Origin of the sequence: Variovorax paradoxus EPS, from assembly GCF_000184745.1 — a bacterium.
GTDB lineage: Bacteria > Pseudomonadota > Gammaproteobacteria > Burkholderiales > Burkholderiaceae_C > Variovorax > Variovorax paradoxus_C.
The window spans coordinates 1,949,431-1,973,260 of sequence record NC_014931.1; the positions used below are offsets into that span (position 1 = coordinate 1,949,431).

At 67.0% G+C, this 23,830-nt stretch carries 24 protein-coding genes; 5 read left to right on the forward strand and 19 right to left on the reverse strand.

The window, feature by feature from the left end; translation table 11 throughout:
* Positions 1-8: 8 nt before the first annotated feature.
* From VARPA_RS08820 to VARPA_RS08840, 5 genes are read left to right on the forward strand one after another with little or no spacing between them, the layout of a single operon-like run.
* Positions 9-800: an FAD binding domain-containing protein gene (locus VARPA_RS08820; RefSeq protein ID WP_013540206.1), complete on the forward strand. Its 792-nt coding sequence runs from the start codon at positions 9-11 to the stop codon at positions 798-800.
* A gap of 58 nt (positions 801-858) precedes the next feature.
* Positions 859-1,761, forward strand: coding sequence for an AAA family ATPase (locus VARPA_RS08825; RefSeq protein ID WP_041942826.1), 903 nt, complete (start codon positions 859-861; stop codon positions 1,759-1,761).
* Between the two features lie 28 nt (positions 1,762-1,789).
* Positions 1,790-3,004, forward strand: coding sequence for a vWA domain-containing protein (locus VARPA_RS08830; protein ID WP_013540208.1), 1,215 nt, complete (start codon positions 1,790-1,792; stop codon positions 3,002-3,004).
* A 29-nt stretch (positions 3,005-3,033) separates the two neighbouring features.
* The gene (locus VARPA_RS08835; RefSeq protein WP_013540209.1) at positions 3,034-3,684 is read left to right on the forward strand and encodes a CoxG family protein; all 651 of its coding nucleotides are present in this window, start codon (positions 3,034-3,036) and stop codon (positions 3,682-3,684) included.
* 13 nt (positions 3,685-3,697) lie between these two features.
* Positions 3,698-4,711 carry an XdhC family protein gene (locus VARPA_RS08840; protein ID WP_013540210.1) on the forward strand — a complete coding sequence of 338 codons (1,014 nt, stop codon included), beginning with the start codon at positions 3,698-3,700 and terminating at the stop codon, positions 4,709-4,711.
* A gap of 47 nt (positions 4,712-4,758) precedes the next feature.
* On the opposite strand, the gene mnhG is transcribed toward VARPA_RS08840, so the two are convergent.
* The 19 genes from mnhG to serC form a co-directional block, all read right to left on the reverse strand.
* Entirely contained in the window at positions 4,759-5,151 is a 393-nt protein-coding gene (gene mnhG / locus VARPA_RS08845; RefSeq protein ID WP_013540211.1) for a monovalent cation/H(+) antiporter subunit G, read from the reverse strand.
* Positions 5,148-5,426 carry a K+/H+ antiporter subunit F gene (locus tag VARPA_RS08850; protein WP_013540212.1) on the reverse strand — a complete coding sequence of 93 codons (279 nt, stop codon included), beginning with the start codon at positions 5,424-5,426 and terminating at the stop codon, positions 5,148-5,150. Before VARPA_RS08850 ends, mnhG begins: the two co-directional genes overlap by 4 nt.
* Positions 5,423-5,914, reverse strand: coding sequence for a Na+/H+ antiporter subunit E (locus tag VARPA_RS08855; RefSeq protein ID WP_013540213.1), 492 nt, complete (start codon positions 5,912-5,914; stop codon positions 5,423-5,425). The genes VARPA_RS08850 and VARPA_RS08855 overlap by 4 nt, the downstream gene beginning before the upstream one ends.
* Positions 5,911-7,620 carry a monovalent cation/H+ antiporter subunit D gene (locus tag VARPA_RS08860; RefSeq protein WP_013540214.1) on the reverse strand — a complete coding sequence of 570 codons (1,710 nt, stop codon included), beginning with the start codon at positions 7,618-7,620 and terminating at the stop codon, positions 5,911-5,913. The genes VARPA_RS08855 and VARPA_RS08860 overlap by 4 nt, the downstream gene beginning before the upstream one ends.
* Complete coding sequence (locus VARPA_RS08865) at positions 7,617-7,979, reverse strand: Na+/H+ antiporter subunit C (RefSeq protein ID WP_013540215.1); 363 nt, start codon at positions 7,977-7,979, stop codon at positions 7,617-7,619. Before VARPA_RS08865 ends, VARPA_RS08860 begins: the two co-directional genes overlap by 4 nt.
* The gene (locus tag VARPA_RS08870; protein WP_013540216.1) at positions 7,979-10,921 is read right to left on the reverse strand and encodes a monovalent cation/H+ antiporter subunit A; all 2,943 of its coding nucleotides are present in this window, start codon (positions 10,919-10,921) and stop codon (positions 7,979-7,981) included. Before VARPA_RS08870 ends, VARPA_RS08865 begins: the two co-directional genes overlap by 1 nt.
* 76 nt (positions 10,922-10,997) lie before the next feature.
* On the reverse strand, positions 10,998-11,375 hold the full coding sequence (gene crcB / locus VARPA_RS08875) for a fluoride efflux transporter CrcB (protein WP_013540217.1): 378 nt from the start codon (positions 11,373-11,375) through the stop codon (positions 10,998-11,000).
* Between the two features lie 39 nt (positions 11,376-11,414).
* A complete protein-coding gene (locus tag VARPA_RS08880) occupies positions 11,415-12,716 on the reverse strand; it encodes a TRAP transporter large permease (RefSeq protein WP_013540218.1) in 1,302 nt (433 codons plus the stop codon).
* Positions 12,709-13,218 (reverse strand): TRAP transporter small permease, encoded by a 510-nt coding sequence (locus VARPA_RS08885; protein WP_013540219.1) that lies wholly within the window; start codon positions 13,216-13,218, stop codon positions 12,709-12,711. The genes VARPA_RS08880 and VARPA_RS08885 overlap by 8 nt, the downstream gene beginning before the upstream one ends.
* 21 nt (positions 13,219-13,239) lie before the next feature.
* Positions 13,240-14,208, reverse strand: a complete 969-nt coding sequence (locus VARPA_RS08890; protein WP_013540220.1) for a TRAP transporter substrate-binding protein — start codon at positions 14,206-14,208, stop codon at positions 13,240-13,242.
* Positions 14,209-14,352: 144 nt separating this feature from the next.
* Complete coding sequence (locus tag VARPA_RS08895) at positions 14,353-14,673, reverse strand: ComEA family DNA-binding protein (RefSeq protein ID WP_013540221.1); 321 nt, start codon at positions 14,671-14,673, stop codon at positions 14,353-14,355.
* A 140-nt stretch (positions 14,674-14,813) separates the two neighbouring features.
* Positions 14,814-15,992, reverse strand: a complete 1,179-nt coding sequence (gene lapB / locus VARPA_RS08900) for a lipopolysaccharide assembly protein LapB (RefSeq protein ID WP_013540222.1) — start codon at positions 15,990-15,992, stop codon at positions 14,814-14,816.
* Positions 15,982-16,323 (reverse strand): LapA family protein, encoded by a 342-nt coding sequence (locus tag VARPA_RS08905; protein ID WP_013540223.1) that lies wholly within the window; start codon positions 16,321-16,323, stop codon positions 15,982-15,984. Before VARPA_RS08905 ends, lapB begins: the two co-directional genes overlap by 11 nt.
* 49 nt (positions 16,324-16,372) lie before the next feature.
* Entirely contained in the window at positions 16,373-16,780 is a 408-nt protein-coding gene (locus VARPA_RS08910; protein ID WP_373425346.1) for an integration host factor subunit beta, read from the reverse strand.
* Position 16,781: 1 nt separating this feature from the next.
* Positions 16,782-18,470, reverse strand: coding sequence for a 30S ribosomal protein S1 (gene rpsA, locus VARPA_RS08915; protein WP_013540225.1), 1,689 nt, complete (start codon positions 18,468-18,470; stop codon positions 16,782-16,784).
* A gap of 196 nt (positions 18,471-18,666) precedes the next feature.
* Positions 18,667-20,679: a bifunctional 3-phosphoshikimate 1-carboxyvinyltransferase/cytidylate kinase gene (locus VARPA_RS08920; RefSeq protein ID WP_041943438.1), complete on the reverse strand. Its 2,013-nt coding sequence runs from the start codon at positions 20,677-20,679 to the stop codon at positions 18,667-18,669.
* A 5-nt stretch (positions 20,680-20,684) separates the two neighbouring features.
* A complete protein-coding gene (locus tag VARPA_RS08925; RefSeq protein WP_013540227.1) occupies positions 20,685-21,578 on the reverse strand; it encodes a prephenate dehydrogenase in 894 nt (297 codons plus the stop codon).
* A gap of 14 nt (positions 21,579-21,592) precedes the next feature.
* Positions 21,593-22,714, reverse strand: coding sequence for a prephenate dehydratase (gene pheA / locus VARPA_RS08930; protein WP_013540228.1), 1,122 nt, complete (start codon positions 22,712-22,714; stop codon positions 21,593-21,595).
* Positions 22,715-22,739: 25 nt separating this feature from the next.
* On the reverse strand, positions 22,740-23,807 hold the full coding sequence (serC, locus tag VARPA_RS08935; protein WP_234975051.1) for a 3-phosphoserine/phosphohydroxythreonine transaminase: 1,068 nt from the start codon (positions 23,805-23,807) through the stop codon (positions 22,740-22,742).
* Positions 23,808-23,830: the final 23 nt, after the last annotated feature.

The following is a 23,830-nucleotide window of genomic DNA, read 5'->3' on the forward strand; positions in this document are numbered from 1 at the left end:
CACACCCCATGTACGCCTTCACACTCGAACGGCCAGCCACCGTGGCCGATGCGGCCAAACTCATTGCCGGTGGCGCCAAGCCGCTCGCCGGCGGCCAGACGCTCCTTGCCTCCATGAAGCTCAGGCTCTCCGCACCCGAGCAGCTGGTGGACCTGGGCGGTATCAAGGAACTCACCGGCATCAAGAAAGATGGCGGCACCATCACCATCGGTGCGATGTCGCGTCACCTCGACGTGGCGAACAACGCCGACGTGAAAGCCGCCTACCCGGCACTGGCCGACCTGGCCTCGCGCATCGGCGACCGGCAGGTGCGCGCGATGGGCACCATCGGCGGCTCGGTGGCCAACAACGACCCGGCCGCGTGCTATCCGAGCGCGGTGCTGGGCTCCGGCGCCACGGTCATCACCTCGAAGCGCGAAATTGCAGCCGACGATTTCTTCCAGGGCCTGTTCACCACCGCGCTGGAAGAGGACGAGCTGATCACCGCGATCCGCTTTCCTGTCCCGAAGCGCGCCGTGTACGAGAAGCTGCGCCAGAAGGCCTCGCACTTCCCGCTCGTCGGCATCTTTCTCGCGCAGTACGACAGCGGCGTGCGCGTGGCCATCACCGGCGCGGGCAACGGCGTGTTCCGCCATGCGGGGCTCGAGGATGCGCTCAACAAGAACTTCACCGCGGCAGCCGCTGCGGCCGTGAAGATCGATGCGAGCGATCTCAACAGCGACCTGCACGCTTCGGCTGCTTATCGCGCGAACCTGATCAGCGTGCTTACGCAACGCGCCGTCACCAAGGCGCTCGGCTGAAGCAGCAAGCCGATCACCGGAAGGCGCGATGCGCTCGCGTCTTCCGCTACCCTTTGCCATGATCTTCCCGACCATCGACTCCCTCTCCGAAGGCTTGATGCAGGCCGGCTATTTCGCCGACCGGCGCCTGGCGACCGCCGTGTTCCTCGCGCTCAAGCTGCAGCGTCCGCTGCTGCTCGAGGGCGAGCCCGGCGTCGGCAAGACCGAGCTGGCCAAGGCGCTGTCGAAGGCGCTCAACCGCGAGCTGCTGCGGTTGCAGTGCTACGACGGGCTGGAGCAGCGCGAGGCGCTCTACGAATGGAACTACGCGGCGCAGCTGCTGCACATGCGCGCGGCAGAAGCCACAGGTGCGGCACGTGACGTGGAAGCCGAGGTCTATCAGCCGCACTACCTGATCCGCCGTCCGCTGCTGCAGGCGCTGCAGACGCCCGCGCCCGGTGCCGTGCTGCTGATCGACGAAGTCGATCGGGCCGACGAGCCCTTCGAGGCCTTCCTCCTCGAGTACCTCGGCGAATACCAGGTGAGCATTCCCGAACTCGGCACGGTGCGCGCGGTCGTGCCGCCGGTCACCATCCTCACGAGCAACCGCACGCGCGAACTCAACGATGCAGTGAAGCGGCGCTGTCTCTATCACTGGCTCGACTACCCCGAGCGCGAGCGCGAACTGGCGATCGTGCGGGCCCAGGTGCCGCAGGCCGGCGAGAAGCTCTCGGCGCAGGTCGCCGCCTTCGTCGCACGGCTGCGCGATGCGCCGTTCATCAACGCCTTCCAGCGCGCGCCCGGCATCGCCGAGAGCGTCGAATGGGCGAGGGCGCTGATTGCGCTCGATACCGTCGAGCTCGATCCCGAGGTGGTGGTCGACACCGCCGGCATCCTCTTCAAGCAGCGCGACGACGTGGCGGCGCTCACCCGCGAGCTGGCGTCGGACCTCCTGAAACCCGAGGAGCCGGTCGCGCCCTGAGCGCGGCCGCAGACCGAGGCCGTTGCGCATGGCCGGCATCCAGCAACTCGGCGACGTCCGCAGCGGCAAGCTCGCCAGCAACATCACCGCCTTTGGCCGCGCGCTGCGCCGTGCCGGTGTGCGCACCGATGCCATGCGCATCGCGCTCGCCGCCGAAGCGGTCACCCTGGTTGGCGTGGAAGACAAGCTCGACCTGAGCGCCGCGATGGAAGCCGTGATGGTCAGCCGCGAGCAGGACCGCATGGTGTTCCGCGAACTCTTCGATGCTTGGTTCCGCGATCCCGAGTTGGCGAACAAGCTGCTTGCCCAGATGCTGCCGAGCGCCGAGGGAAAGGCCGAACCCTCCAAGCGCCGGCCGCGCGTGCGCGAGGCCCTGACGGCGCCGCGCGATCCCACGAAGCCGGCCGTGGCCGCCAAGCCCGACAAGGAAATCGAGTTCGATGCCGCCATGACATCGAGCGACCGCCAGAGTCTGCAGCATGCGGATTTCAACGCGCTCGGCGCCTCCGAATACCGTTTGGTCGAGCGGCTCGCGCGCGACGTGACGCTGCCGATTCCTTCGCTGCCTTCGCGCCGTTTGCGCGCGGCGGGCGATGCCGGCCGGCAGCATGCGCGCATGCACTGGCCCGGCGTGCTGCACGAGGCCGCGCGCACCGGCGGCGAGATCCTGCGCCTGCCGCGACTCTCTCGGCGGGAGCAACCCCTGCCGTTGCTGGTGCTGGTCGACGTGTCGGGCTCGATGGAGCGCTATGCGCGCCTGCTGCTCGCGTTTCTGCATGCGTCCACGCGAAGAGCCGGGCGGCGCGACGTGTTCGCCTTCGGCACCCGGTTGACCGACCTGACGCCTGCGTTCCGGCTCGCCGATACCGACGCCATGCTCGGTGCGGCCAGCCTCGCCATCGACGATTTCGCGGGCGGCACGCGGCTGGGCAGTTCGCTGGCCGAACTCCGGCGTGCGCATGCGCGTCGCCTCACCGGCCGCCGCACGCTCGTGCTGGTGATCAGCGACGGACTGGACACCGGCGAGCCCGCCGTGCTGGAGAACGAATTGCTGTGGCTCAAGCGCCATTCGCGCCGGCTGCTGTGGCTCAACCCGCTGTTGCGCTTCGAGGGCTACGCCCCTCTGGCGCGTGGGGCCACCGTGCTGCACCGCCACGCGGACGCGATGCTCGCGGTTCACAATCTCAGTGCCCTCGAACAACTCGCCGCCAGCCTCGCCGCGCTGATGCGGTCCGGTCGCTAGACCCCCAAATAAAACAAGGAAGAACCACCATGGAAATGCTCGGAAACCGCCGCCTCGGCGTCACCCAACAACAGGCCTGGGAAGCGCTCAACGACCCCGAGACGCTCAAGAAGTGCATTCCCGGCTGCGACAAGTTCGAGCTCACCGGCGACAACCAGTACAGCGTGGGGCTCGCACTGAAGATCGGTCCGGTGTCGGCCAAGTTCAGCGGCAAGGTGGTGCTGTCGGACATCGTGGCGCCCGATGGCTACAAGCTCACCTTCGAAGGGCAGGGCGGCGTGGCGGGGTTTGCGAAGGGCTCTTCGAGCGTGACGCTCAAGCCGGTGGCCGGTGCAGCCGAGACGCCTGTCGCCGCAGATGCCGCCCCCGCTGACAGCGCCCCTGCCGAGGCCGCCCCGGCTCCGGCCGGCTGCGAACTCGACTACACCGTGCAGGCGCAGGTCGGCGGCAAGATCGCCCAACTGGGCCAGCGCCTGATCGACGGCGCCGCCAAGTCGACCGCCGACGATTTCTTCAAGCGCTTCGAGGCCGAAATGCAAAGCCGCTACGGCCCGCCGCCGTCCGCCGCCGGGGACGCGGCCGAGGCGCCAGCCGAGAAGGCCGGCATGATGTCCGGCCTCATGAAGAAGATGGGTCTGGGCAAGAAGGATGGCGATCCCGCATCGGACGACGCGAACTGAAGGCAACGACGCCATGGAAAACCTCGACGTCATGGTCCTGCGCACGCTACGCGACTGGCGGCAGGCCGGCAAGCGCGCGCTGCTGACCACCGTGGTGCGCACCTGGGGCTCGTCGCCCCGGCCGGTCGGCTCGATCATGGCGCTGGCGGACGATGGCGCGGTGGTCGGTTCGGTCTCGGGCGGCTGCATCGAGGACGACTTGATCGCGCGCTACAGCCGCGCGCACGGCAACGGCGAGAGCGTGCCCTTGGGCACGCCGCCCGCACTCGTGAAGTACGGCATCACCGCCGACGAGGCGCACCGCTTCGGCTTGCCCTGCGGCGGCACGCTGGAGCTGCTGCTCGAATACGACCCCGATGCCGCCGCGCTCGACACGCTCGTGGCCCAGCTCGAAAAAGGCCGGCTCATGCAGCGCACCGTGACGCTCGCGACCGGCGCGGTGAAGCTCACCGAAGCCACCGCACCCGACGAGCTCAAGGTGGACGACACCGAGCTCACCAACACCTTCGGCCCCGAGTACCGCATGTTGCTCATCGGTGCCGGCCAGCTCGCCGAGTACCTCGCGACGATGGCCAAGTTCAGCGGCTTCGCGGTCACGTTGTGCGATCCGCGCGCCGAGTACCGCACCGCGTGGTCGCTGCCCGGCGTGACGATCACGACCGAGATGCCTGACGACGCGGTGCTGGCCTTCCGGCCCGACCGCCGCAGCTGCGTGGTCGCGCTCACGCACGATCCGAAGCTCGACGACCTTGCGCTGCTCGAGGCCTTGCAGAGCGATGCGTTCTACGTGGGCGCCATCGGCTCGCGCCGCAATGCCGAGGCGCGGCGCGACCGCATGATCGAGCACTTCGACCAGACCGACGAGTCGCTCGCGCGCCTTCGCGGCCCCATCGGCATCTACATCGGCAGCAAGACGCCGCCGGAGATCGCGGTGAGCGTGATGGCCGAGATTCTTGCGGTGAAGAACACGGTGCCGCTGCCGCGCGAGATGGAAGTGGCACGCGCCAAGGAGCGCTTGGCCGCTTGAGACGGCGTTGGCCGCAGGCCCGCCAGCCCTTCCTTCTTTTTCTTCTTCTACTCTTCCTCGGCCATCCGCTTGGGGATCGGCGCCTGGTCCGACTGCGCAGAAGGAGGGACGTCGCCGCTCTTTTGCCGCTCGCGGAACAGCGCCGCGCGCATCAGGAAGATGGTGGTGACCGGCGTGGTGAGCGCCACGAACAGCACGATCAGCACCGCGTGCAGGAAGATGCCGTGGCTCTGCACCGAGAAATAGACGATGGTGGCGACCGTCATCGACCACACGCCGCCGGTGGCGCCCAGCGTGGGCGCGTGGATGCGGCGAAAGAAGGTCGGCAGCCGTACCAGGCCGAAGGAGCCGATGGCCGCGAAGGCCGCGCCCAAGACCACGAACACCGCGGTGACGATTTCGGCCCAAAGCGGCAGCGGGCCCAGCACTGGATCGGTCATTCGATCACCTCCCCGCGCAGCAGGAACTTGGCCATCACCGTCGAGCCCACGAAGCCGAACAGCGCGATCAGCATGGCGGCACCGAAGTACACGTCGCTCGCGTAGACGATGCCCAGCACCAGCATCATCAGCATGCCGTTGATGTAGAGGCAGTCCAGCGCCATCACACGGTCTTGCGCGGAGGGTCCGATCAGGAGGCGGGTGAGGGCGCACAGCATCGCCACCGCCAGCAGGAACAGCGCGAACTTGAGCGACCAGAAGAGGATGGGCGTCATGATTCGAAGATCTCCATCAGCGGGCGTTCGTAGCGGGTCTTGATCTGCGCGATGAAGGCGGCTTCGTCCTCCAGGTCGAACACGTGGATCAGCAGCACGCTGCGGTCGAAGGCGACCTCGCCCCAGGCGGTGCCGGGCGTGAGGCACATGATCATCGCGAGCACCGCGAGGCCGTTGGGGTCGCGCATGTCCAGCGGGATGAGGACAAACTTCGACTGGATCTGTTCGCTGCGCCGGCTCAGCAGCGCGCGCGTGACCGCGAACACGGAATGCGACATGTCGTAGAGCACGACCAGCCAGAGCTTCAGCGCCACGCCGGGGCGGCGCATGCGCACCGTGGCGGGCCGCAGGCCCTTGGTCAGCAGCGGCACCACGATGGCCAGCAGCACGCCGGACAGCAGCGTGCTGGCCTCGACCGACTGGTTGAGCAGCAGCCAGACGATGAAGAGCGCGAACGACAGCGGCGGCGAAGGAATCAGGCGTTTCATGGCGTGGCGCCCTTCGCGTCGGCCTTCGGCGGATTCGGCACCTGTCGCGCGCTCATCACCGCCGCGCGGTAGGCGCCGGCCGTGCGCAGACCTTCGGCGGTGGCCATTGCATGGCGCATCACCGGCTCGGCCCAGACAGTGAGCGCGATGCAGGCGGCGATGAGGCCGGCCACGGGCAGCACTTCAACTGCGGGCAGCGAGGGCAGGTTCCCGTGCGGCTGGGTCCAGAAGTGGCGGATGCCGGTGCGCGTGAGCGCGATCAGCGCGAGGAAGCCGGAGGCGATCAGCAGCACGAGGAAGGTCCAGCCCGCGACGGTGATCGCCGCACTGCCGCCCATGAGCCCCGAGAGCATCGCGAACTTGCCGACGAAGCCCGACAGCGGCGGCAAGCCGGTGAGCAGCAGCGTGCAGATCATGAAGCTCAGGCCGAGGAAGGCAACGCCGGCCGGGATGGCGCGGCCGTAGAGCGCCTGCGCGTTGTCGTCGAGGTTCACGTCGTCGAGCGCGCGCAGGTCTTCCGCAAGGAACGGCGCGTTGCCCGCGGCCTCGTGCGGCGCCACGCTCATGCCGGCGTTGCGCCAGCGCTCGATCATGTCGGTGAGCAGGAAGAAGGCGCTCACTGCCAGCGTCGAGCTCAGGAGGTAGAACAGCGCGCCGGCCCACACCGCCGGTTGGCCGAGGCCCACCGCCGCGAGCAGCGTGCCGGCCGAGATCAGCACGCTGAAGCCCGCGAGGTTCGACAGGCGCTGCGTGCCGACGATGCCGATGGCGGCAACGAAGAGCGTGGCGATGCCCGCGCCGATCAGCACCACCTGGCCGAACGCCGCCGAGTCGCCGGTGTCGGGCGCGAAGAGCACGGTCCACAGGCGCAGCACGGTGTAGACCCCCAGCTTGGTGAGCAGCGCGAACACCGCGCCCACCGGCGACACCGCCGCGCTGTAGGCCGGCACCAGCCAGAAGTTGAGCGGCCACGCGCCGGCCTTGGCGAAGAAGGCGGTGAAGAGGATGGCCGCGGCCGCATGCACCAGGCCGCGGTCGGCCGGCGCGATCTGGGCGATGCGCAGCCCCAGGTCGGCCATGTTCAGCGTGCCGGTGGCGCCGTAGAGCATCGACGCGCCGATGAGGAACAGCGACGAAGCCGCGAGGTTGATCGCGATGTAGTGCAGCCCGGCCTGCACCCGCAGCCGTCCGGAGCCGTGCAGCAGCAGGCCGTAAGAGGCGGCCAGCATCACCTCGAAGAACACGAAGAGGTTGAACAGGTCGCCGGTGAGGAAGGCGCCGTTCAGGCCCATGAGCTGCAATTGCAGCAGCGGATGGAAGTGCACGCCCGCGCGGTCCCAGCGCGAGGTGGAATAGATGGATGCGGCGAAGGCGACCACGCCGGTGAGCGCCACCATCATGGTCGAGAGCCGGTCGGCCACCAGCACGATGCCGAAGGGCGCGTGCCAGTTTCCGGGCAGGTAGACGCCGATGGAGCCCGCCCCGCCGCCGGTGTCGGCCGCGTTCACCCAGCGCAGCAGCGCGAGCGCGGCCAGAAGGCCCACCAGGCCCGAGACCACGCTCAGGAACGACTTGGCGCGGCGCCGGTTCTCGCCCAGCAGCAGCATCAGCGCGGCGGTGAGCATCGGCACCAGGATCGGCACCGCCACCAGGTGCGGCATGCTGAATTCGAGCAGCTGGTCGAGAAGGCGGAAGACTTCGCTCATTCGCGCGCCTCTTCCTGTTCCTGGCGCTCTTCGCCGTCCACATGGTCGGTGCCCGTCAATCCGCGCGAAGCCAGCAGCACCACGAGGAACAGCGCGGTCATCGCGAAGCCGATGACGATGGCGGTGAGCACCAGCGCCTGCGGCATCGGGTCGGCGGTGTTGGCCAGCGTGGCCGCGAAGCCGGGGATCAGCACCGGCTCGCTGTCGACCTTGAGCCGGCCCATGCTGAAGATGAAGAGGTTGACCGCGTAAGAGATGAGCGTGAGGCCCATGATCACCTGGAAGGTGCGCGGACGCAGCAGCAGGTAGACGCCCGAGCCGGTCAGTACGCCGATGGCGATGGCGAGCACGATTTCCATCAGTGCGCTCCCTCCACAGCCTCGGACTCGGCCTGCGCTTCCTTCTCGGCCTGCTCGTCGGCCCAGCGGTGGCTGCGGATGGACTGGTGGGCCAGCGCGGTGAGGATCAGCATGGTGGCGCCGAGCACCAGCGCGAACACGCCGATGTCGAAGAAGAGGGCGCTGGGCACGTGGATGTCGCCCAGCACCGGCAGATGCAGGTGGGCGGTGTGCGTGGTGAGGAACGGATAGCCGAAGAACACCGCACCGCTGCCGGTCGCGAGCGCGAACAGGAGGCCGATGGCGATCCAGCGGCGCGGGTAGATGCGCAGGTGCTCCTCGACCCACTCGGTGCCCGAGACGATGAACTGCAGCACCAGTGCCACCGACATCACCAGCCCCGCGACGAAGCCGCCGCCCGGCGCGTTGTGGCCGCGCATGAAGAAGTAGACCGACACCAGCACCGACAGCGGCAGCAACAGGCGCACCAGCACGGCCGGCACCATGAGGTAGCCCACGGCGGTGTCCTTGGCGCGGCGCGGGTTCAGCAAATCGCTGCTGCCGTCGTCGGATTGCGCGCGCTGCTGCGGCGGCAACGCCATCGACTCGATGGCCGGGCGGAAGCGCCGCAGCAGCGCGTACACGGTGAGCGCGACCACGCCGAGCACCGTGATCTCTCCGAAGGTGTCGAAGCCGCGGAAGTCGACCAGCATCACGTTGACCACGTTGGTGCCGCCGCCCTCGGTGAGCGCGCGCTCCAGGAAGAAGGGCGAGATGCTCTGCGGGAAGGTGCGCGTCATCATGGCCCAGGCCAGCGCCGCCATGCCGCCGCCGGCCACGATGGCCACCAGCAGGTCGCGCCCGCGCCGGCCCCAGGGGCGAAGGCGGGCGCGCGCGGGTTGAATGACGTCCTTGCTGCGCATCGGCAGCCAGCGCAGGCCCAGGAGGATCAGCACCGTGGTCACCGCCTCGACCACCAGCTGCGTGAGCGCGAGGTCGGGCGCCGAGAACCAGATGTAGGTCACGCACGAGACCAGGCCCGCGGCCGCGGCCAGCATCAGCGCGGCGAGGCGGTGGAACTTGGCCTGCCAGGCAGCGGCGATCGCGCAGACGCCGCCGATCAGCCAGGTCATCGCGAACATCGGCGAGAACGGCAGCAGCTCGCGCGTGCCGGTGCCCGCGGGTGTCTGCATCAGCGCGGCGAAGGCGCCGGCCACCGCCACGACCACCAGCAGAAGGAGTTGCGTCTGCATGCGGCGCGTGCCGAAAAGGCGGCGGCTGCGCCGGCCGGCTTCGCTCATGAGCGCGAGCAGGTGCTCGAAGATGACCTGGCCGTCGAAGCGGTGCAGGAGCGGCGTGTGTTCGAGGCCGCCGCCCGCGCGGCGGCGTCGCTGCAGCAGGTAGAGCGCCGCGCCGCCCGCGAGCGCCACGAAGCTCATCACGAGCGGCAGGTTGAAGCCGTGCCACACGGCCAGGCTGTATTCGGGCAGCGTGCCGCCGACGACCGGGGTGGCGGCCGCCGCCAGCATCGGCCCGACGGACCACGCCGGCGCGACGCCCACCACGAGGCAGATCAGCACCAGCAGCTCGACCGGCACGCGCATCCAGTGCGGCGGCTCGTGCGGATGCTTGGGCACTTCGTCGCCGCACGGCGGGCCGAAAAACACGTCGAACACGAAGCGCGCGGAATACGCCACGCTGAAGATGCCGGCGATGGTCGCGATGACCGGCAGGCTGAAATCGACCCACGGCGTGGACTGGATGAACACCGTCTCGGCGAAGAACATTTCTTTCGAGAGAAAGCCGTTGAGCAGCGGCACGCCGGCCATCGAGGCGCTGGCAATGATGGCCAGCGTGCCGGTGATCGGCATCAGCCGCATGAGGCCGCTGAGCTTGCGGATGTCGCGCGTGCCGGTCTCGTGGTCGATGATGCCGGCGGCCATGAAGAGCGAGGCCTTGAAGGTCGCGTGGTTCATGACGTGGAACACTGCCGCCACGGCTGCGAGCGGGCTGTTCAGGCCCAGCAGCAGCGTAATGAGCCCGAGGTGCGAGATGGTCGAGTAGGCCAAGAGCGCCTTCAGGTCGCGCTGGAACATCGCGATGAAGCCGCCGAGCAGCAGCGTGATCGCACCCGCGCCGCCCACCAGCCAGAACCACTGCTCGGTGCCCGAGAGCACGGGCCACAGGCGCGCCATGAGGAACACGCCCAGCTTCACCATCGTGGCCGAGTGCAGGTAGGCCGACACCGGCGTGGGCGCGGCCATGGCGCGCGGCAGCCAGAAATGGAACGGGAACTGAGCGCTCTTGGTGAAGGCGCCGAGCAGCACCAGCACCAGCGCGACCGGGTAGAGCGCATGCGCGCGAATCAGGTCGCCCGAGGCCAGCACCACGTCGAGGTCGTAGCTGCCGACGATGCGCCCCAGCACCAGCACGCCCGCCAGCAGGCACAGGCCCCCCGCGCCGGTGACGGTGAGAGCCATGCGCGCGCCGCGCCGCGCATCGCGCCGGTGGTGCCAGTAGCCGATCAGCAGGAACGAGAAGAGGCTGGTGAGCTCCCAGAACAGCACCATCTGGATGAGGTTGCCCGAGAGCACCACGCCCATCATCGCGCCCATGAACGCGAGGAAGAACGAGAAGAAGCGCGGCACCGGGTCGGAGGCCGACATGTAGTAGCGCGCATAGAGCACCACCAGCGCGCCGATGCCCAGCACCAGCATGCAGAAGAGCCACGCGAAGCCGTCCATGCGGAACACGAGGTTCAGGCCCAGGGCGGGGAGCCATTCGATCTCTTGCCGCAGCACATTGCCGTGCGCGATCTGCGGAAAGAACCATGCAACCTGGAGGGCGCAGCCCAGTGCGACGAGGCCCGCGAGGGTCGACTCCCTGTTGCGCGCGTTGGACGGCATCAACGCGGCCAGCACGCTGGCGATGAAGGGGAGTGCGACGAGAAAGACCAGGGGCATTGGGGGCGATTCTATCGGCGGCCCCTATGGAAGCTCTTATCTATAACCGCAGGACATAAGGAGGTTTTGGGGGCGATCAGGCTGAGAACGCCTGCACCGTGCGGATGCCCAACCAGGTGCAAAAGAGCGAGCCGCCCAGGTGGGCCGAGGCCGTCAGCATGGCCACGCCGAGCCGGCCTTCGAGCAGCATGGTCGTGACCTCGGCCGAGAAGCTCGAGAAGGTCGTGAGGCCGCCGAGAAAACCGGTCACCAGCGCGAGCCGCCAGACCGGATCGAGGTCGGGCAGCAACTGGAACACGGCGATGGCGATGCCGATGAGATAGCCGCCGATCAGGTTGGCCGCCAGCGTGCCCCAGGGCATGAGACCACCAACGCCGAACCAGAGGGCCAGGCCCCAGCGGGCCAAAGCGCCGACCGAGGCGCCGACGCAGATCGCAAGAATCGGAAGCAGCATGGGGCTATTGTCGGCGCGAGGGGCCTGGCTTCGCTGGGTTCAGGGTGCCATCTGCTGGGGCAGCCATGTCACCAGCTGCGGCACGAAGTAGATGAGCAGCACCGCCGCCATCATGAGCACGAACATCGGCAGCGTCACGCGCGCGATGTAGAGCAGGTCCTTGCCCGTCATGCCCTGCAGCACGAAGAGGTTGAAGCCCACAGGCGGCGTGATCTGCGCCATCTCGACCACCAGCACGACGAAGATCCCGAACCACACCGGATCGATGCCCGCCGCGATGACGGTCGGCATGATCACGCCCATGGTCAGCACCACCATCGAGATGCCGTCCAGGAAGCACCCCAGCACGATGTAGAAGGCCGCCAGCATCAGGATGAGCTGGAACTTCGACAACCCGAGCGAACCGATCCATTCGGCCAGGTGCCGCGGGAGGCCGATGTAGCCCATCGCCAATGTGAGGAAGGCTGCGCCTGCGAGGATCAACGCCATCATGCAGTAGAGGCGCGTGGCGCCCAGCAGCGCTTCCTTGAAGCTGTGCCAGGTGAGCGACCCCTGTGCGCCCGAGATGACCATCGCGCCGACCACGCCCACGGCCGCCGCCTCGGTGGCCGTGGCAATGCCCGCGTAGATGGAGCCGAGCACCGACAGGATCAGCAGCGCCACGGGGATCAGCGACATCGAGGCCTTGAGCTTCTCCTTGAAAGGCAGCTTCGCGTCGGCCGCGGGCACCTTGTCGGGGTTGCGCAGCGCCCAGAACACGATGTAGCCCGAGAACAGCAGCGCGAGCAGGATGCCCGGGATGACGCCCGCGATGAACAGCCGCGCGATCGAAACGTCCGCGCTCACCCCGTAGACGATCATGATGATCGAGGGCGGGATCAGGAGCCCGAGCGTGCCGGCACCGGCCAGCGTGCCGATGACCATGTCGTCGGGGTAGCCGCGGCGCTTGAGCTCCGGCAGGCTCATCTTGCCGATGGTGGCGCAGGTGGCGGCGCTGGAGCCCGACACCGCGGCGAACACCGCGCAGCCCACCACGTTGGTGTGCAGGAGCCGGCCCGGCAGGCTCTGCATCCAGGGCGCGAGGCCCTTGAACATGTCCTGCGAAAGCCTCGTGCGGAACAGGATCTCGCCCATCCACACGAAGAGCGGCAGCGCGGTGAGCGTCCAGCTCGAGGCCGAGCCCCAGATGGTCACGGCCATGGCGTCGCCGGCAGGGCGCGACGAGAAGATCTGCATGGCGATCCATGCCACGCCCGAGAGCGTGAGGCCGATCCACACGCCGCTTCCCAGGATGAGGAAGAGCGCGGCGATCAGGAGGCCCGCGATGGCGATGTCACTCATGGCGCAGCGCCTCCGTCTCGATGGGCTTGGCCGGGCGGCCGCGCCACTCGATCACGAATTCGTCGAGCGCCGCGACGGCGAAGACGATGGTGCCGAGCGCCATCGACAGCTGCGGTATCCACAGCGGGGTGGCGTCGTTGCCGGTGGAGATGTCGTGGTAGTCGAGCGATTGCCAGACCAGCCGCACGCTGTACCAGGCAAAAAGCAGTGCAAGCAGCGCCGCGGCGCCCATGGCCCAGCGTTCGAGCCAGCGCTGCGCCGCGGGCGGCAGGTGCTGCAGCACCAGCGTCACGCGGATGTGTTCGCCGCGCTTTAGCGTGTGCGCGAGCGCGAGAAAACCGGCACCGGCCATCAGGTAGCCGGCGTAGGCGTCGATGCCCGGAATGTTGAAGTGAAGTTGCCGGCCGATGATGGACAGGAGCACCATCACCAGCAGGCCGATCATGAAAAGCGCCGCCAGTGCGGCGGCGCTCATGTAGAGAAGATCAAGCGTCTTGCGCATCGGGTGCAGTTCTAGACCCGATCACATCTTCTTGTAGGCGTCGATGACGGCCTGGCCTTCGGGGCCGGCCTTTTCGGTCCACTCCTTGATCATGGTGTCGCCCACTTTCTTCATGTCGGTCTTGAGCTGCGCCGAGGGCACATGCACCGTCATGCCGTTCTTCTTGAGAAGGTCGAGGTATTCGACGTTCTTCTTCTTCGAGAGGTCCCAGCCGCGCTTCTCGGCGTCGGCCGCGGCCTTGAGCACCGCGTCCTGCGTGGGCTTGTCGAGCGCGTCGAAGGCCTTCTTGTTCATGAGCACCGCGTTCTTCGGAAGCCACGCCTGCGTGTCGTAGAAGTTCTTGATGTACTCGTAGGTCTTGGTGTCGTAGCCGGTGGAGCCCGAGGACATGTACGACTCGATCACGCCGGTGGCCATGGCCTGCGACAACTCGGCCTGCTGCACCGTGACGGGCTGCGCGCCGACGAGTTCGCCGATGCGCGCCGTGGCGGGGCTGTAGGCGCGCCACTTCACGCCCTTCAGGTCGGCGGCCGATGCGATTTCCTTCTTCACGAAGATGCCTTGCGGCGGCCACGCCACCGTGTAGAGCAGCTGGATGCCTTGCTCGGCGAGCTTCTTCTCGAGCGCGGGCTTCTGCGCCTGGTAGAGCTTCCAGGCGGCGTCGTAGCTGTCGGCCAGGAACGGAATGCCGTCGGCACCGAACATCTGCCATTCGTTCTGGTAGTTCACCAGAAGGATCTCGCCGAGCTGCGCCTGGCCGCCTTGCACGGCGCGCTTGATCTCGGGCGCCTTGAAGAGCGACGCGTTGGCATGCACGGTGATCTTGAGCTTGCCGCCGCTGCCCTTGTCGACATCGCTTGCGAACTGGGTGATGTTCTCCGTGTGGAAGTTGCTCGCCGGGTAGGCGGTGGGCAGGTCCCACTTGGTCTGCGCAAAGGCTGCTGCGCCGAGGGTCAGGCCAGCGAGGGCAATGCCGAACTTGTGATTCATTGAGCGCTCCGGAACGTATGAAAGTGAAAACGAAAATGAGCATACGTGCAAATTCCGGGCCATCTCTGAGGCATTTCCCTGCCTTGGTGCACGCATGAAAAAGCCGCCTCGAGGGCGGCTTTTGCGGTTGCTATATATGCGGGATCAGGGCTTGGCAGCCTTGGGAGCCTTCGCTTCCTTCGATGTGGCCGGTGCCGCACCGCCGAAGGCCTGGCCATTCACCGTGAGGCCTTCGGCCGAGAGCTTCTGGGCCTTCTTCTCCTTCACGCCCTTCACACGTTGCATGAGGTCGGGCCAGTCCTTGAATTCGCCTTGCTTGCGCGCCTCGAGGATGCGCTTGGACATGGCGGGTCCGACGCCATTGAGGCCGTCGAGCTCGGCTTCGGTGCCCTTGTTGACGTCGACGGCAGCGAACGAAGCGGCCGCGATCAGCATGGCCGAGAGGGCCAGGATCTTCTTGAACATGATTGAAAAACTCCCTGATTTGTTGGTATGACTGACAGCCGACAAACACGTCGGCTGGCGTTCAACGAGACCAGGGAAAGGGGCGTTGACGAGGTCTCCGCCCCGGTGACCATTGTTCCGAAACGTGGTCGGAACCTTGCTCAGAGTTCTTCGACGCGGCGCGGCGGATAGCTGTCCCAGGCCTGGCAGCCGGGGCAGTGCCAGAAGTACTGGTGCGCCTCGAAACCGCAGGCGGCGCAGCGGTAGCGCATCAGCGGGCGGGTGGCCTGGTCGAGCGCGCGTTGCACTTGCGGATGGAACTGCTCGTGCTCGAACTTTTCGCCCGCGAGCCAGCGCGATGCGGCGACCAGCGAGGGCTGGTGCGCGAGGTGGGCGATATAGCCGTCGCGCGGAGCGGGCGGCTGTTGCTCATCGGCGGCGGCCGTCGCCGACGGCGTGCCGCCGAGTGCGATCAGCGCTTCGAGCACATCGATCGATGGCGAGTCGGCATAGCGCCGCTGCAGCAGCGCGAGCGCCTCGGCTTCGCGGTGCGCTGCCACCGCCGCCTGTTGCAGCGCCGCGGCGTACAGGGGCAGCGCGAGCGGCGCGGTGTCGCTCAGTGCCACGAGCGTGTCGAAGGCTGCGGCCGCGTTGCCGTTGCGCAGTTGCAGGTTGGCGGTGTCGATGGCCGGGCGCGGCGCTTGCGGGGCCAGCTCGACGGCCTGCGCGAGCAGCTTTGCTGCTGCGGGTAAGTCGCCGGCTGCCACGCGTTCGGTCGCTTGCTCGCAGAGGTGATGCGCGCGGCGCGTGGCGTAGCTGGCCTGGTCGGACTCGTCCAGTTTCTGCGCCACGTCGGCGGCCTGGGCCCATTCGCGCGAACGCTCGTAAATGGCGAGCAGCGAGAGGCGCGCCTCGTTCTCGTAACGCGTGCCTTCGAGCTTCTGCAGCGCGGCTTCGGCGCGGTCGAGCAGGCCGGCGCGCAGGAAGTCTTGCGCGAGTGCGTGCTGTGCGCGCTCGCGGTCGGTGCGGCTCAGGTCGCCGCGGCCGAGCAGGTGCTCGTGCACGCGCACGGCGCGCTGGTATTCGCCGCGGCGGCGGAACAGGTTGCCGAGCGCGAAGTGCAGCTCTTGCGTGTCGGGATCGTTCTGCACGGCCTCGATGAAGGCGTCGATGGCCTGGTCCTGCTGCTCGTTGAGCAGGAAGTTCAGGCCGCGAAAGTAGGCCTTGGGCGCCTGCCGGTTCTCGAGCTTGAGCTGGCGGATGTCGAAGCGCGATGCGAGCCACCCGAGCACGAAGGCGACGGGCAGGCCGATCAGCAGCCAGCTGGGATCAAAGTCCATGTTGACGTACGGCGGGAAGGTCGGTGGCGGAGATGGACGGTGCCGCGGCCGGGGCGGGCACGGCCGTCGATGCCGTTGTTGTGGAGAGGGCTTCGGTCGCCGAGGGTGCTTGTGCTGCCGCGGCGGCGCGGTGTTTCCACCAGCCCGGCAGCATGCCCAGGGCGCCCACCACGAGCCCGCCGGCAAAGGCGGCGAGCACGACGAGCACCAGCGGTGCGCGCCAGTGGGTGCCGAAGAAGAAGTAGACGGTCGCGTCGTGCTGGTTGTTCAGCGCGAAGGCGAAGAGCGTAAAAAAAATGGCTGCCTTGAGCAGCCACAGGAGGTATTTCATTGCCATTCCCGTTGCCGGAGGCATTCTACGTTTGCAACATCCACGCGGATCAGGCCTTGCGGCCCTTGGCTTCCTTGGCGTCGAGCTCGGCGGTCTTCGCATCGACAGCCTCGCGCAAGGCCTTGCCTGGCTTGAAATGCGGCACCCGTTTTTCCGGGATCTGCACGCTCTCGCCCGAACGCGGATTGCGTCCGATGCGCGGCGGACGCCGGTTGACCGAGAAGCTGCCGAACCCGCGGATCTCGATGCGATGCCCGCGCACCAATGCGTCGCTCATCGCGTCCAGGATGGTCTTGACGGCGTATTCGGCATCGCGGTGCGTGAGCTGCGCAAAGCGCGCTGCGAGTTCTTCGACGAGGTCAGAGCGGGTCATAAGGCCAGTGCAGAGAAAACGTGGACGAAAAAAAAGACAGAGTGGCCAAGCTGAGCGCCTGGCCTGCTCTGTCTTCGGACTCAGCTTACTTGCTGTCGTTGTTGTCGAGCTTGGCGCGCAGCAGGGCGCCCAGGCTCGTCGTGCCCGCGTTTTCGCGTGCCGACTGCTGGCTCAGGTTGGCCATGGCGCCTTGTTCGTCGACCATGTCCTTCTGCTTGATGGACAGCTGGATGTTGCGGGTCTTGCGATCCACGTTCACGACGATGGCGGTGACTTCGTCGCCTTCCTTCAGCACGTTGCGGGCATCTTCGACGCGGTCGCGCGAGATTTCCGAAGCACGCAGGTAGCCGAGGATGTCTTCGCCCAGGTCGATTTCAGCGCCGCGGGCATCAACCGTCTTGACCTTGCCGGTCACGATCTGGCCCTTGTCGTTCACGGTGGTGAACGTGGTGAACGGGTCGCTGTCGAGCTGCTTGATGCCCAGCGAGATGCGCTCGCGGTCGACGTCGACTGCCAGCACGATCGCTTCGACTTCCTGGCCCTTCTTGTAGTTGCGAACGGCGGTTTCGCCGGCTTCGTTCCACGAGAGATCCGAGAGGTGAACCAGGCCGTCGATGCCGGCAGCCAGACCCACGAACACGCCGAAGTCGGTGATCGACTTGATCGGGCCCTTGACGCGGTCGCCACGCTTGGTGTTTTGCGCGAACTCTTGCCACGGGTTGGCCTTGCACTGCTTCATGCCCAGGCTGATGCGGCGCTTGTCTTCGTCGATTTCCAGGACCATGACTTCGACTTCGTCGCCCAGCGAGACGATCTTGTTCGGAGCGATGTTCTTGTTGGTCCAGTCCATTTCGGAGACGTGCACCAGGCCTTCGATGCCGGGCTCGAGCTCGACGAACGCGCCGTAGTCGGCAATGTTCGTGACCTTGCCGAACAGGCGGGTCGATTGCGGGTAGCGGCGCGAAACGCCCATCCACGGGTCGTCGCCCATTTGCTTCAGACCCAGCGAGACACGGTTCTTTTCGGTGTCGAACTTGAGGATCTTGGCGGTGATTTCCTGGCCGGCCTGAACGACTTCGCTCGGGTGGCGGACACGGCGCCATGCCATGTCGGTGATGTGCAGCAGGCCGTCGATGCCGCCGAGGTCCACGAACGCGCCGTATTCGGTGATGTTCTTGACCACGCCGCGGACAACAGCGCCTTCCTTCAGGGTTTCCATCAGCTTGGCGCGTTCTTCGCCCATGCTGGCTTCGACCACGGCACGGCGCGACAGCACGACGTTGTTGCGCTTGCGGTCGAGCTTGATGACCTTGAATTCGAGGGTCTTGTTTTCGTACGGGGTCAGATCCTTGATCGGACGCGTGTCGATCAGCGAACCCGGCAGGAACGCGCGGATGCCGTTGACCAGGACGGTCAGACCGCCCTTGACCTTGCCGCTGGTGGTGCCGGTGACGAAGTCGCCCGATTCCAGGGCCTTCTCGAGGGCGAGCCACGAAGCGAGGCGCTTGGCGGTGTCGCGCGAGAGGATGGTGTCGCCGTAGCCGTTTTCAACGCTGCCGATGGCAACGGAAACGAAATCGCCGGCCTGGACTTCGAGTTCGCCCTTGTCGTTCTTGAACTCCTCGATCGGCACATACGCTTCGGACTTCAGACCGGCGTTGACGACGACGTGGTTGTGTTCGACACGCACGACTTCGGCCGTGATGACCTCGCCGGTGCGCATTTCGGAACGCTTCAGGGACTCTTCGAATAGGTCGGCAAAAGATTCAGACATTTATGGTTCCTTCCGTCAGGCAGGGTTGGCAGGCGCTCTTGCGAAATTGCGTGCGGCTGCTGTGGATCTGGAGACGGCGGTTTTGTGGGCTGGTGCCCGGGTTGGTTGAACAACCAGAAGGCCGGTGCGCTGTCGCGCGAAAAGAGCCTGCTGGAGCGGTAGGCGCCACCCGGAAAACCCGGTTGGCGCGGGCCCTTCAAGCGGACTTGAAAGGCTGCACTTGCTGCCACCAGTCCAACACCGTGTCGATCGATTTTTCGATGGACAGCTGGGAGTTGTCGAGGTGGCGGGCATCCTGCGCCGGCTTCAGAGGAGCGACGCTGCGGGAGGAGTCCCGGGCGTCGCGTGCTTCCAAGTCGGAGCGAAGACTGTCGAGTGTAGCCGAAATACCCTTTGAAATCAACTGCTTATGACGCCGTTCCGCCCTCTGGGCGGCGCTCGCCGTGAGGAAGACCTTGAGCGTGGCGTCCGGGAAGATCACGGTGCCCATGTCGCGGCCGTCGGCTACCAGGCCGGGGAGCTGCCGAAAGCGCTGTTGCAGCGCCAGGAGCGCCTCGCGGACCGCGGGCAGCGTCGAGACGCGCGAGGCGTCCATGCCGGCAGCTTCGGTGCGGATCTCGTCGCTCACATCCTCACCGTCCAGCATCACCTTGCCCTCGGTGAACTGGAGAGGGAGGGCTGCTGCCAGCGCGGCGATCTGCGCCTCGTGCTGCGCATCGGCGCTGAGGCCGGCGCGGCGCATGGCAAGGCCCGTCACGCGGTAGAGCGAGCCCGAATCCAGGTAGTGGTAGCCCAGGAGGCGCGCCACTTCGGCCGCGAGCGTGCCCTTGCCCGAGGCCGTCGGGCCGTCGATGCAGATCACCGGCACCTCGGCGGCCTCGGCGACCGAGAACAGGGTTTCGAAGTAGTCGGGGAAGGTCTTGGCGACGCAGTGCGGCTCGAGGATGCGCACCGGCACGCCCGCCGGGTTGAACGCCGCGAGCGAGAAGCACATCGCCACGCGATGGTCGTCGTACGTGCGGATGCTCGCCGCCTGCCAGCCGGCCTGCGCGAGCGGATGCACCCGGATGAAATCGGGGCCGGCTTCGACCGTGGCGCCGAGCTTCTGGAGCTCGTTGGCCATGGCGTCGATGCGGTCGGTTTCCTTCACCCGCCAGCTGGCGATGTTGCGCAGCGTGCTCGGGCCATCGGCGTAGAGCGCCATGACGGCGAGCGTCATCGCCGCATCGGGGATGTGGTTCGCGTCGAGGTCGATGGCCTTGAGGGGCCAAGCGCCGCGGCGCACTTCGAGCCAGTTCGGACCGCTGTCGACCTCGGCGCCCATCTGGCGGGCCGCGTCGATGAAGCGGATGTCGCCCTGGATCGAATCGGCGCCCACGCCTTCGATCCGGATGCCGGTCTTGCCGGAAACACCCGTGGCGATAGCGCCCAGTGCTATGAAATAACTAGCAGAAGAGGCGTCGGCCTCGACGTGGATGTCGCCCGGCGAGCTGTAGCTGCTGCCGGCGGGAATGGTGAACCGCTCCCAGCCGTCGCGCCGCACCGTAATGCCGAAACGCGCCAGGAGGTTCAGCGTGATCTCGATGTAGGGCTTGGAGATCAGCTCGCCGACCACCTCGATCACGATGTCGTTGCGGGCTGCGATGGGCAGCGCCAGCAGCAGGGCCGTGAGGAACTGGCTGGAGACGTCCCCGCGCACGCGGATCGGCGCGTCGAGCGCCAGGTCGTCATGGTCGACCGGGTGGATGCGCAGCGGCGGGTAACCGGGGTTGCCGAGGTAGTCGATGTTGCAGCCGAGCTGGGTGAGCGCGTCGACCAGGTCGCCGATCGGCCGCTCGTGCATGCGCGGCACGCCGCTCAGTTCGAAATCGCCGCCCAGCAGCGAGAGCGCGGCCGTCAGCGGGCGCATCGCGGTCCCGGCGTTGCCGAGGAACAGCGGCAGCAGCGCCCCGCTGGACTTCAATTGGCCGCCAAGGCCGGTGATCTGCAGCGTGCTCCCCGAAGGCTGGATGCCGCAGCCGAGCGCGCGCAGGGCGTCGAGCATCACGCGCGTGTCGTCGGAGTCGAGCAGGTCGTGGATCGTGGTGGTGCCGCTCGCGAGCGCGGCCAGCAGCAACACGCGATTCGAGATGCTCTTGGAGCCCGGCAGCCGGACCGTGCCGGCGGCACCCACGAGGGGCGGAAGGTCGAGGAATGCGGTCGAGAACATGAGGGTCAGCTGTCCTGCTGCGCCGAGGCGTCGGAGCTCGAATTCGGCTTCCATCGCGCGCGCGCCTTGCTGGCGGAGGCGATGGATTGCTCCAGCCCCTGAAGGTCGCCGGCGGTCATCAGCGCTTCGAGATCATCGAGCGCCTGGCGGACGGCCCGCGACTGTTGGAGCACTTGCTCGCGATTGGCCAGCAGCACATCGCGCCACATGACCGGATCACTGGCGGCGATGCGCGAGAAGTCGCGAAAGCCCGGCCCGGCGAGGTCCAGGAAGCGGTCGCCATCGGGCTGCGCGGTCAGCGCGTTGATGTACGCGAAGGCCAGAAGGTGTGGCAGATGGCTCACGGCGGCGAAGGCGGCGTCGTGCGCTTCATGCGTCATCGTGACGACGTTGGCACCGATGCCGCTCCAGACCTGCGAGGCGCGCTGCACGTTCGAGCGCAGCGTCGTTTTCACTGGCGTCAGCACGACCTGGCGGCCAGTAAAGAGCGAAGCTTCGGCATGCTCGATGCCTGAGACTTCCTTGCCGGCGATCGGATGCGCCGGAACGAAGTTCGCGAACTGCTTCTGCAGGCCGTTGCGGGCGGCTTCGATCACGTCGCCTTTGGTGGAGCCGACGTCCATCACCAGCGTCTCGTTCGAGATGCCATGGCGAATCGCCTTGAACATTGCTTCCGAGGCGGCCACCGGCACGGCCAGCAGGACGAGATCGGCGCCCGACACCGCCAAGAGCGCGGAGGGCGCCGCCACATCGATCACGCCGAGTTGGCGTGCCCGTTCGGTGGTGGAGGGCGACTTGCTGTAGCCGACCACGCGTTTCACCAGCTTCGCGCGCTTGAGCGCGAGCGCAAAGGAGCCGCCCATGAGGCCGCAGCCGATCAATCCAAGTTGCTCGAACATCGTGTCTGTCCGGCTCAGGCTTTGACGGGGTAGGCGCCAAGCACCTTGTAGAACGCGCAGAGTCCGCGCAGCTCGGCCAGCGCCGCGGCCACGTTGGGCTGCGAGGGATGGCCGTCCAGGTCGATGTAGAAGTAGTACTCCCACTGGCCGGTGCGCGCGGGACGCGACTCGAAGCGCGTCATCGACACGTTGTTGGCCTTGAGCGGCACCAGCAGGTCGTGCACCGCGCCGGGCTGGTTCGGCACCGAGACGATCAGGCTCGTGCAGTCCTTGCCCGATGCCGGTGGCATGGCCAGCGTCTGCGGCAGGCAAATCACCGAGAAGCGGGTGCGGTTGTACGAATCGTCCTGGATGGCATGCGCCACGATGTGCAGGCCGAAGCGCGTGGCGGCGCGTTCGCCGGCGAGCCCGGCCCAAGCCGGATTGGAAGCCGCGAGGCGTGCGCCTTCGGCATTGCTCGAGACGGCGCGGCGTTCGGCATTGGGCAGGTGCTTGGACAGCCAGGTCTGGCATTGAGCAAGCGCCTGGGGATGGGCCAGCACGGCCTCGATGCCTTCGAGCGAGTTCTCGCTGCGCAGCAGATGGTGGCGCACCAGCAGGCTGACTTCGCCGACCACATGGGTGGGCGAATGCAGGAACAGGTCGAGCGAGCGGGTGACCACGCCTTCGGTCGAGTTCTCGACGCCGACCACACCGTATTGGGCGCTGCCCGCGGCGGTGGCGTGGAACACCTCGTCGAAGCTGGCGCAATAGATCAGGTCGGCGGCGCCGCCGAAGTATTCGATGGCGGCCTGTTCGCAGAAGGTGCCTTCAGGTCCCAGCACGGCCACGCGCTGCGGCGATTCGAGCGCCAGGCAGGCCGACATGATTTCGCGCCAGATGGCGGCCACATGGAGGTCCTTGAGCGGGCCGCCATTGCTTTTCTGCATCTTGTCGATGACGGCGGCGACGCGGTCGGGGCGAAAGAACGGCGTGCCTTCGCGTTTCTTGACCTCACCGACCAGTTCGGCCACGTGGGCCCGCTCGTTGAGCAGGCTCAGCAGGCGTTGATCGAGCGAGTCGATCTGCACGCGCAGATCGGCAAGGCTTTCGGAGTTGTAGTTGGAGGAGGGCGGTGTGGGTGCGGAGGCGGTCATCGGTGCGAGCAGCTAGGGCATGCGCCTAGGCATGCGATCGCGCGAATTCTCGCATGTAGCCCACGAGGGCCTGCACCCCTGCCAGCGGCATGGCGTTGTAGATGCTGGCGCGCATGCCGCCGACCGACTTGTGGCCCTTGAGCTGCAACAGCCCGGCTTCGCGAGCGCCGGCCAGAAAGGCTTCGTTCCGGCTTTCGTCGGCCAGGAAGAACGGCACGTTCATGCGCGAGCGGCAGCTTGCATCGATGCGGTTGGCGTAGAAGTCGGAATCGTCGATGAAGTCGTACAGCAGCCTCGCCTTCTCGATGTTGCGCTGCTCCATCGCGGCCACGCCGGTGAGCGAACCTTCGGTCTGCTGCAGCAGCCACTGGAACGTGAGCCCCGCCATGTAGATGCCCCAGGTCGGCGGGGTGTTGTACATGGAGTTGTTGTCGGCCACGGTCTTGTAGTTGAAGGCGCTCGGGCAGATCTCGAGGGCGTGACCCAGGAGGTCGTCGCGCACGATGACGATCGTGAGGCCCGCCGGGCCCAGGTTCTTCTGCGCGCCGCCGAAGGCGAGGCCCACACGGCTCCAGTCGACGCTGCGCGAAGCCACGTGCGACGAAAAATCGATGATGAGAGGCGCATCGCTGCCGAGTGCGGCGAGGTCAGGCAACTGCTGGAATTCGATGCCATTGATCGTCTCGTTGGTGCACAGGTGCACGTACGAGGCATCCTTGGCGAGCTGCCAGGTCGAGGGATCGGGCAGCTTCGTGTGCTGGTCGTCGGCGTTGCTTGCAGCCACGCGCGCCGTGCAATAGCGCTGCGCTTCCTTGTGCGACTTGATGCTCCAGCTGCCGGTGATGACGAAATCGGCGGTTTTGCCGCGCGACAGGTTCATCGGCACTATGGCGTTTTCGCCAAGGCCGCCACCCTGCATGAACAGGATGTGGAAGTGGGAGGGAATAGCCAGCAGCGTGCGGATGTCGGCTTCGGCCTGCGTGCAGATCGCGCCGAATTCCTTGCCGCGATGGCTCATTTCCATCACGCTCATGCCGCTGCCGTTCCAGTCGAGCATTTCGGCGGCGGCGCGCTGCAGCACCGCCTCCGGCATGGCAGCCGGACCGGCCGAGAAGT

What these genes read in the sequence shown, in the direction of transcription:
- VARPA_RS08835 (WP_013540209.1), top strand. Translation starts at nt 3,034, where the DNA reads ATGGAAATGCTCGGAAACCGCCGCCTCGGCGTCACCCAACAACAGGCC.
- VARPA_RS08880 (WP_013540218.1), bottom strand. Translation starts at nt 12,716, where the DNA reads ATGAGTGACATCGCCATCGCGGGCCTCCTGATCGCCGCGCTCTTCCTC.
- mnhG (WP_013540211.1), bottom strand. Translation starts at nt 5,151, where the DNA reads ATGACCGATCCAGTGCTGGGCCCGCTGCCGCTTTGGGCCGAAATCGTC.
- VARPA_RS08905 (WP_013540223.1), bottom strand. Translation starts at nt 16,323, where the DNA reads ATGAAATACCTCCTGTGGCTGCTCAAGGCAGCCATTTTTTTTACGCTC.
- VARPA_RS08925 (WP_013540227.1), bottom strand. Translation starts at nt 21,578, where the DNA reads ATGTTCGAGCAACTTGGATTGATCGGCTGCGGCCTCATGGGCGGCTCC.
- VARPA_RS08850 (WP_013540212.1), bottom strand. Translation starts at nt 5,426, where the DNA reads ATGACGCCCATCCTCTTCTGGTCGCTCAAGTTCGCGCTGTTCCTGCTG.
- VARPA_RS08885 (WP_013540219.1), bottom strand. Translation starts at nt 13,218, where the DNA reads ATGCGCAAGACGCTTGATCTTCTCTACATGAGCGCCGCCGCACTGGCG.
- rpsA (WP_013540225.1), bottom strand. Translation starts at nt 18,470, where the DNA reads ATGTCTGAATCTTTTGCCGACCTATTCGAAGAGTCCCTGAAGCGTTCC.
- VARPA_RS08840 (WP_013540210.1), top strand. Translation starts at nt 3,698, where the DNA reads ATGGAAAACCTCGACGTCATGGTCCTGCGCACGCTACGCGACTGGCGG.
- crcB (WP_013540217.1), bottom strand. Translation starts at nt 11,375, where the DNA reads ATGCTGCTTCCGATTCTTGCGATCTGCGTCGGCGCCTCGGTCGGCGCT.
- VARPA_RS08920 (WP_041943438.1), bottom strand. Translation starts at nt 20,679, where the DNA reads ATGTTCTCGACCGCATTCCTCGACCTTCCGCCCCTCGTGGGTGCCGCC.
- VARPA_RS08870 (WP_013540216.1), bottom strand. Translation starts at nt 10,921, where the DNA reads ATGCCCCTGGTCTTTCTCGTCGCACTCCCCTTCATCGCCAGCGTGCTG.
- serC (WP_234975051.1), bottom strand. Translation starts at nt 23,807, where the DNA reads ATGCCGGAGGCGGTGCTGCAGCGCGCCGCCGCCGAAATGCTCGACTGG.
- VARPA_RS08820 (WP_013540206.1), top strand. Translation starts at nt 9, where the DNA reads ATGTACGCCTTCACACTCGAACGGCCAGCCACCGTGGCCGATGCGGCC.
- VARPA_RS08855 (WP_013540213.1), bottom strand. Translation starts at nt 5,914, where the DNA reads ATGAAACGCCTGATTCCTTCGCCGCCGCTGTCGTTCGCGCTCTTCATC.
- VARPA_RS08825 (WP_041942826.1), top strand. Translation starts at nt 859, where the DNA reads ATGATCTTCCCGACCATCGACTCCCTCTCCGAAGGCTTGATGCAGGCC.
- VARPA_RS08895 (WP_013540221.1), bottom strand. Translation starts at nt 14,673, where the DNA reads ATGTTCAAGAAGATCCTGGCCCTCTCGGCCATGCTGATCGCGGCCGCT.
- VARPA_RS08830 (WP_013540208.1), top strand. Translation starts at nt 1,790, where the DNA reads ATGGCCGGCATCCAGCAACTCGGCGACGTCCGCAGCGGCAAGCTCGCC.
- VARPA_RS08865 (WP_013540215.1), bottom strand. Translation starts at nt 7,979, where the DNA reads ATGGAAATCGTGCTCGCCATCGCCATCGGCGTACTGACCGGCTCGGGC.
- lapB (WP_013540222.1), bottom strand. Translation starts at nt 15,992, where the DNA reads ATGGACTTTGATCCCAGCTGGCTGCTGATCGGCCTGCCCGTCGCCTTC.
- VARPA_RS08890 (WP_013540220.1), bottom strand. Translation starts at nt 14,208, where the DNA reads ATGAATCACAAGTTCGGCATTGCCCTCGCTGGCCTGACCCTCGGCGCA.
- pheA (WP_013540228.1), bottom strand. Translation starts at nt 22,714, where the DNA reads ATGACCGCCTCCGCACCCACACCGCCCTCCTCCAACTACAACTCCGAA.
- VARPA_RS08860 (WP_013540214.1), bottom strand. Translation starts at nt 7,620, where the DNA reads ATGAGCGAAGTCTTCCGCCTTCTCGACCAGCTGCTCGAATTCAGCATG.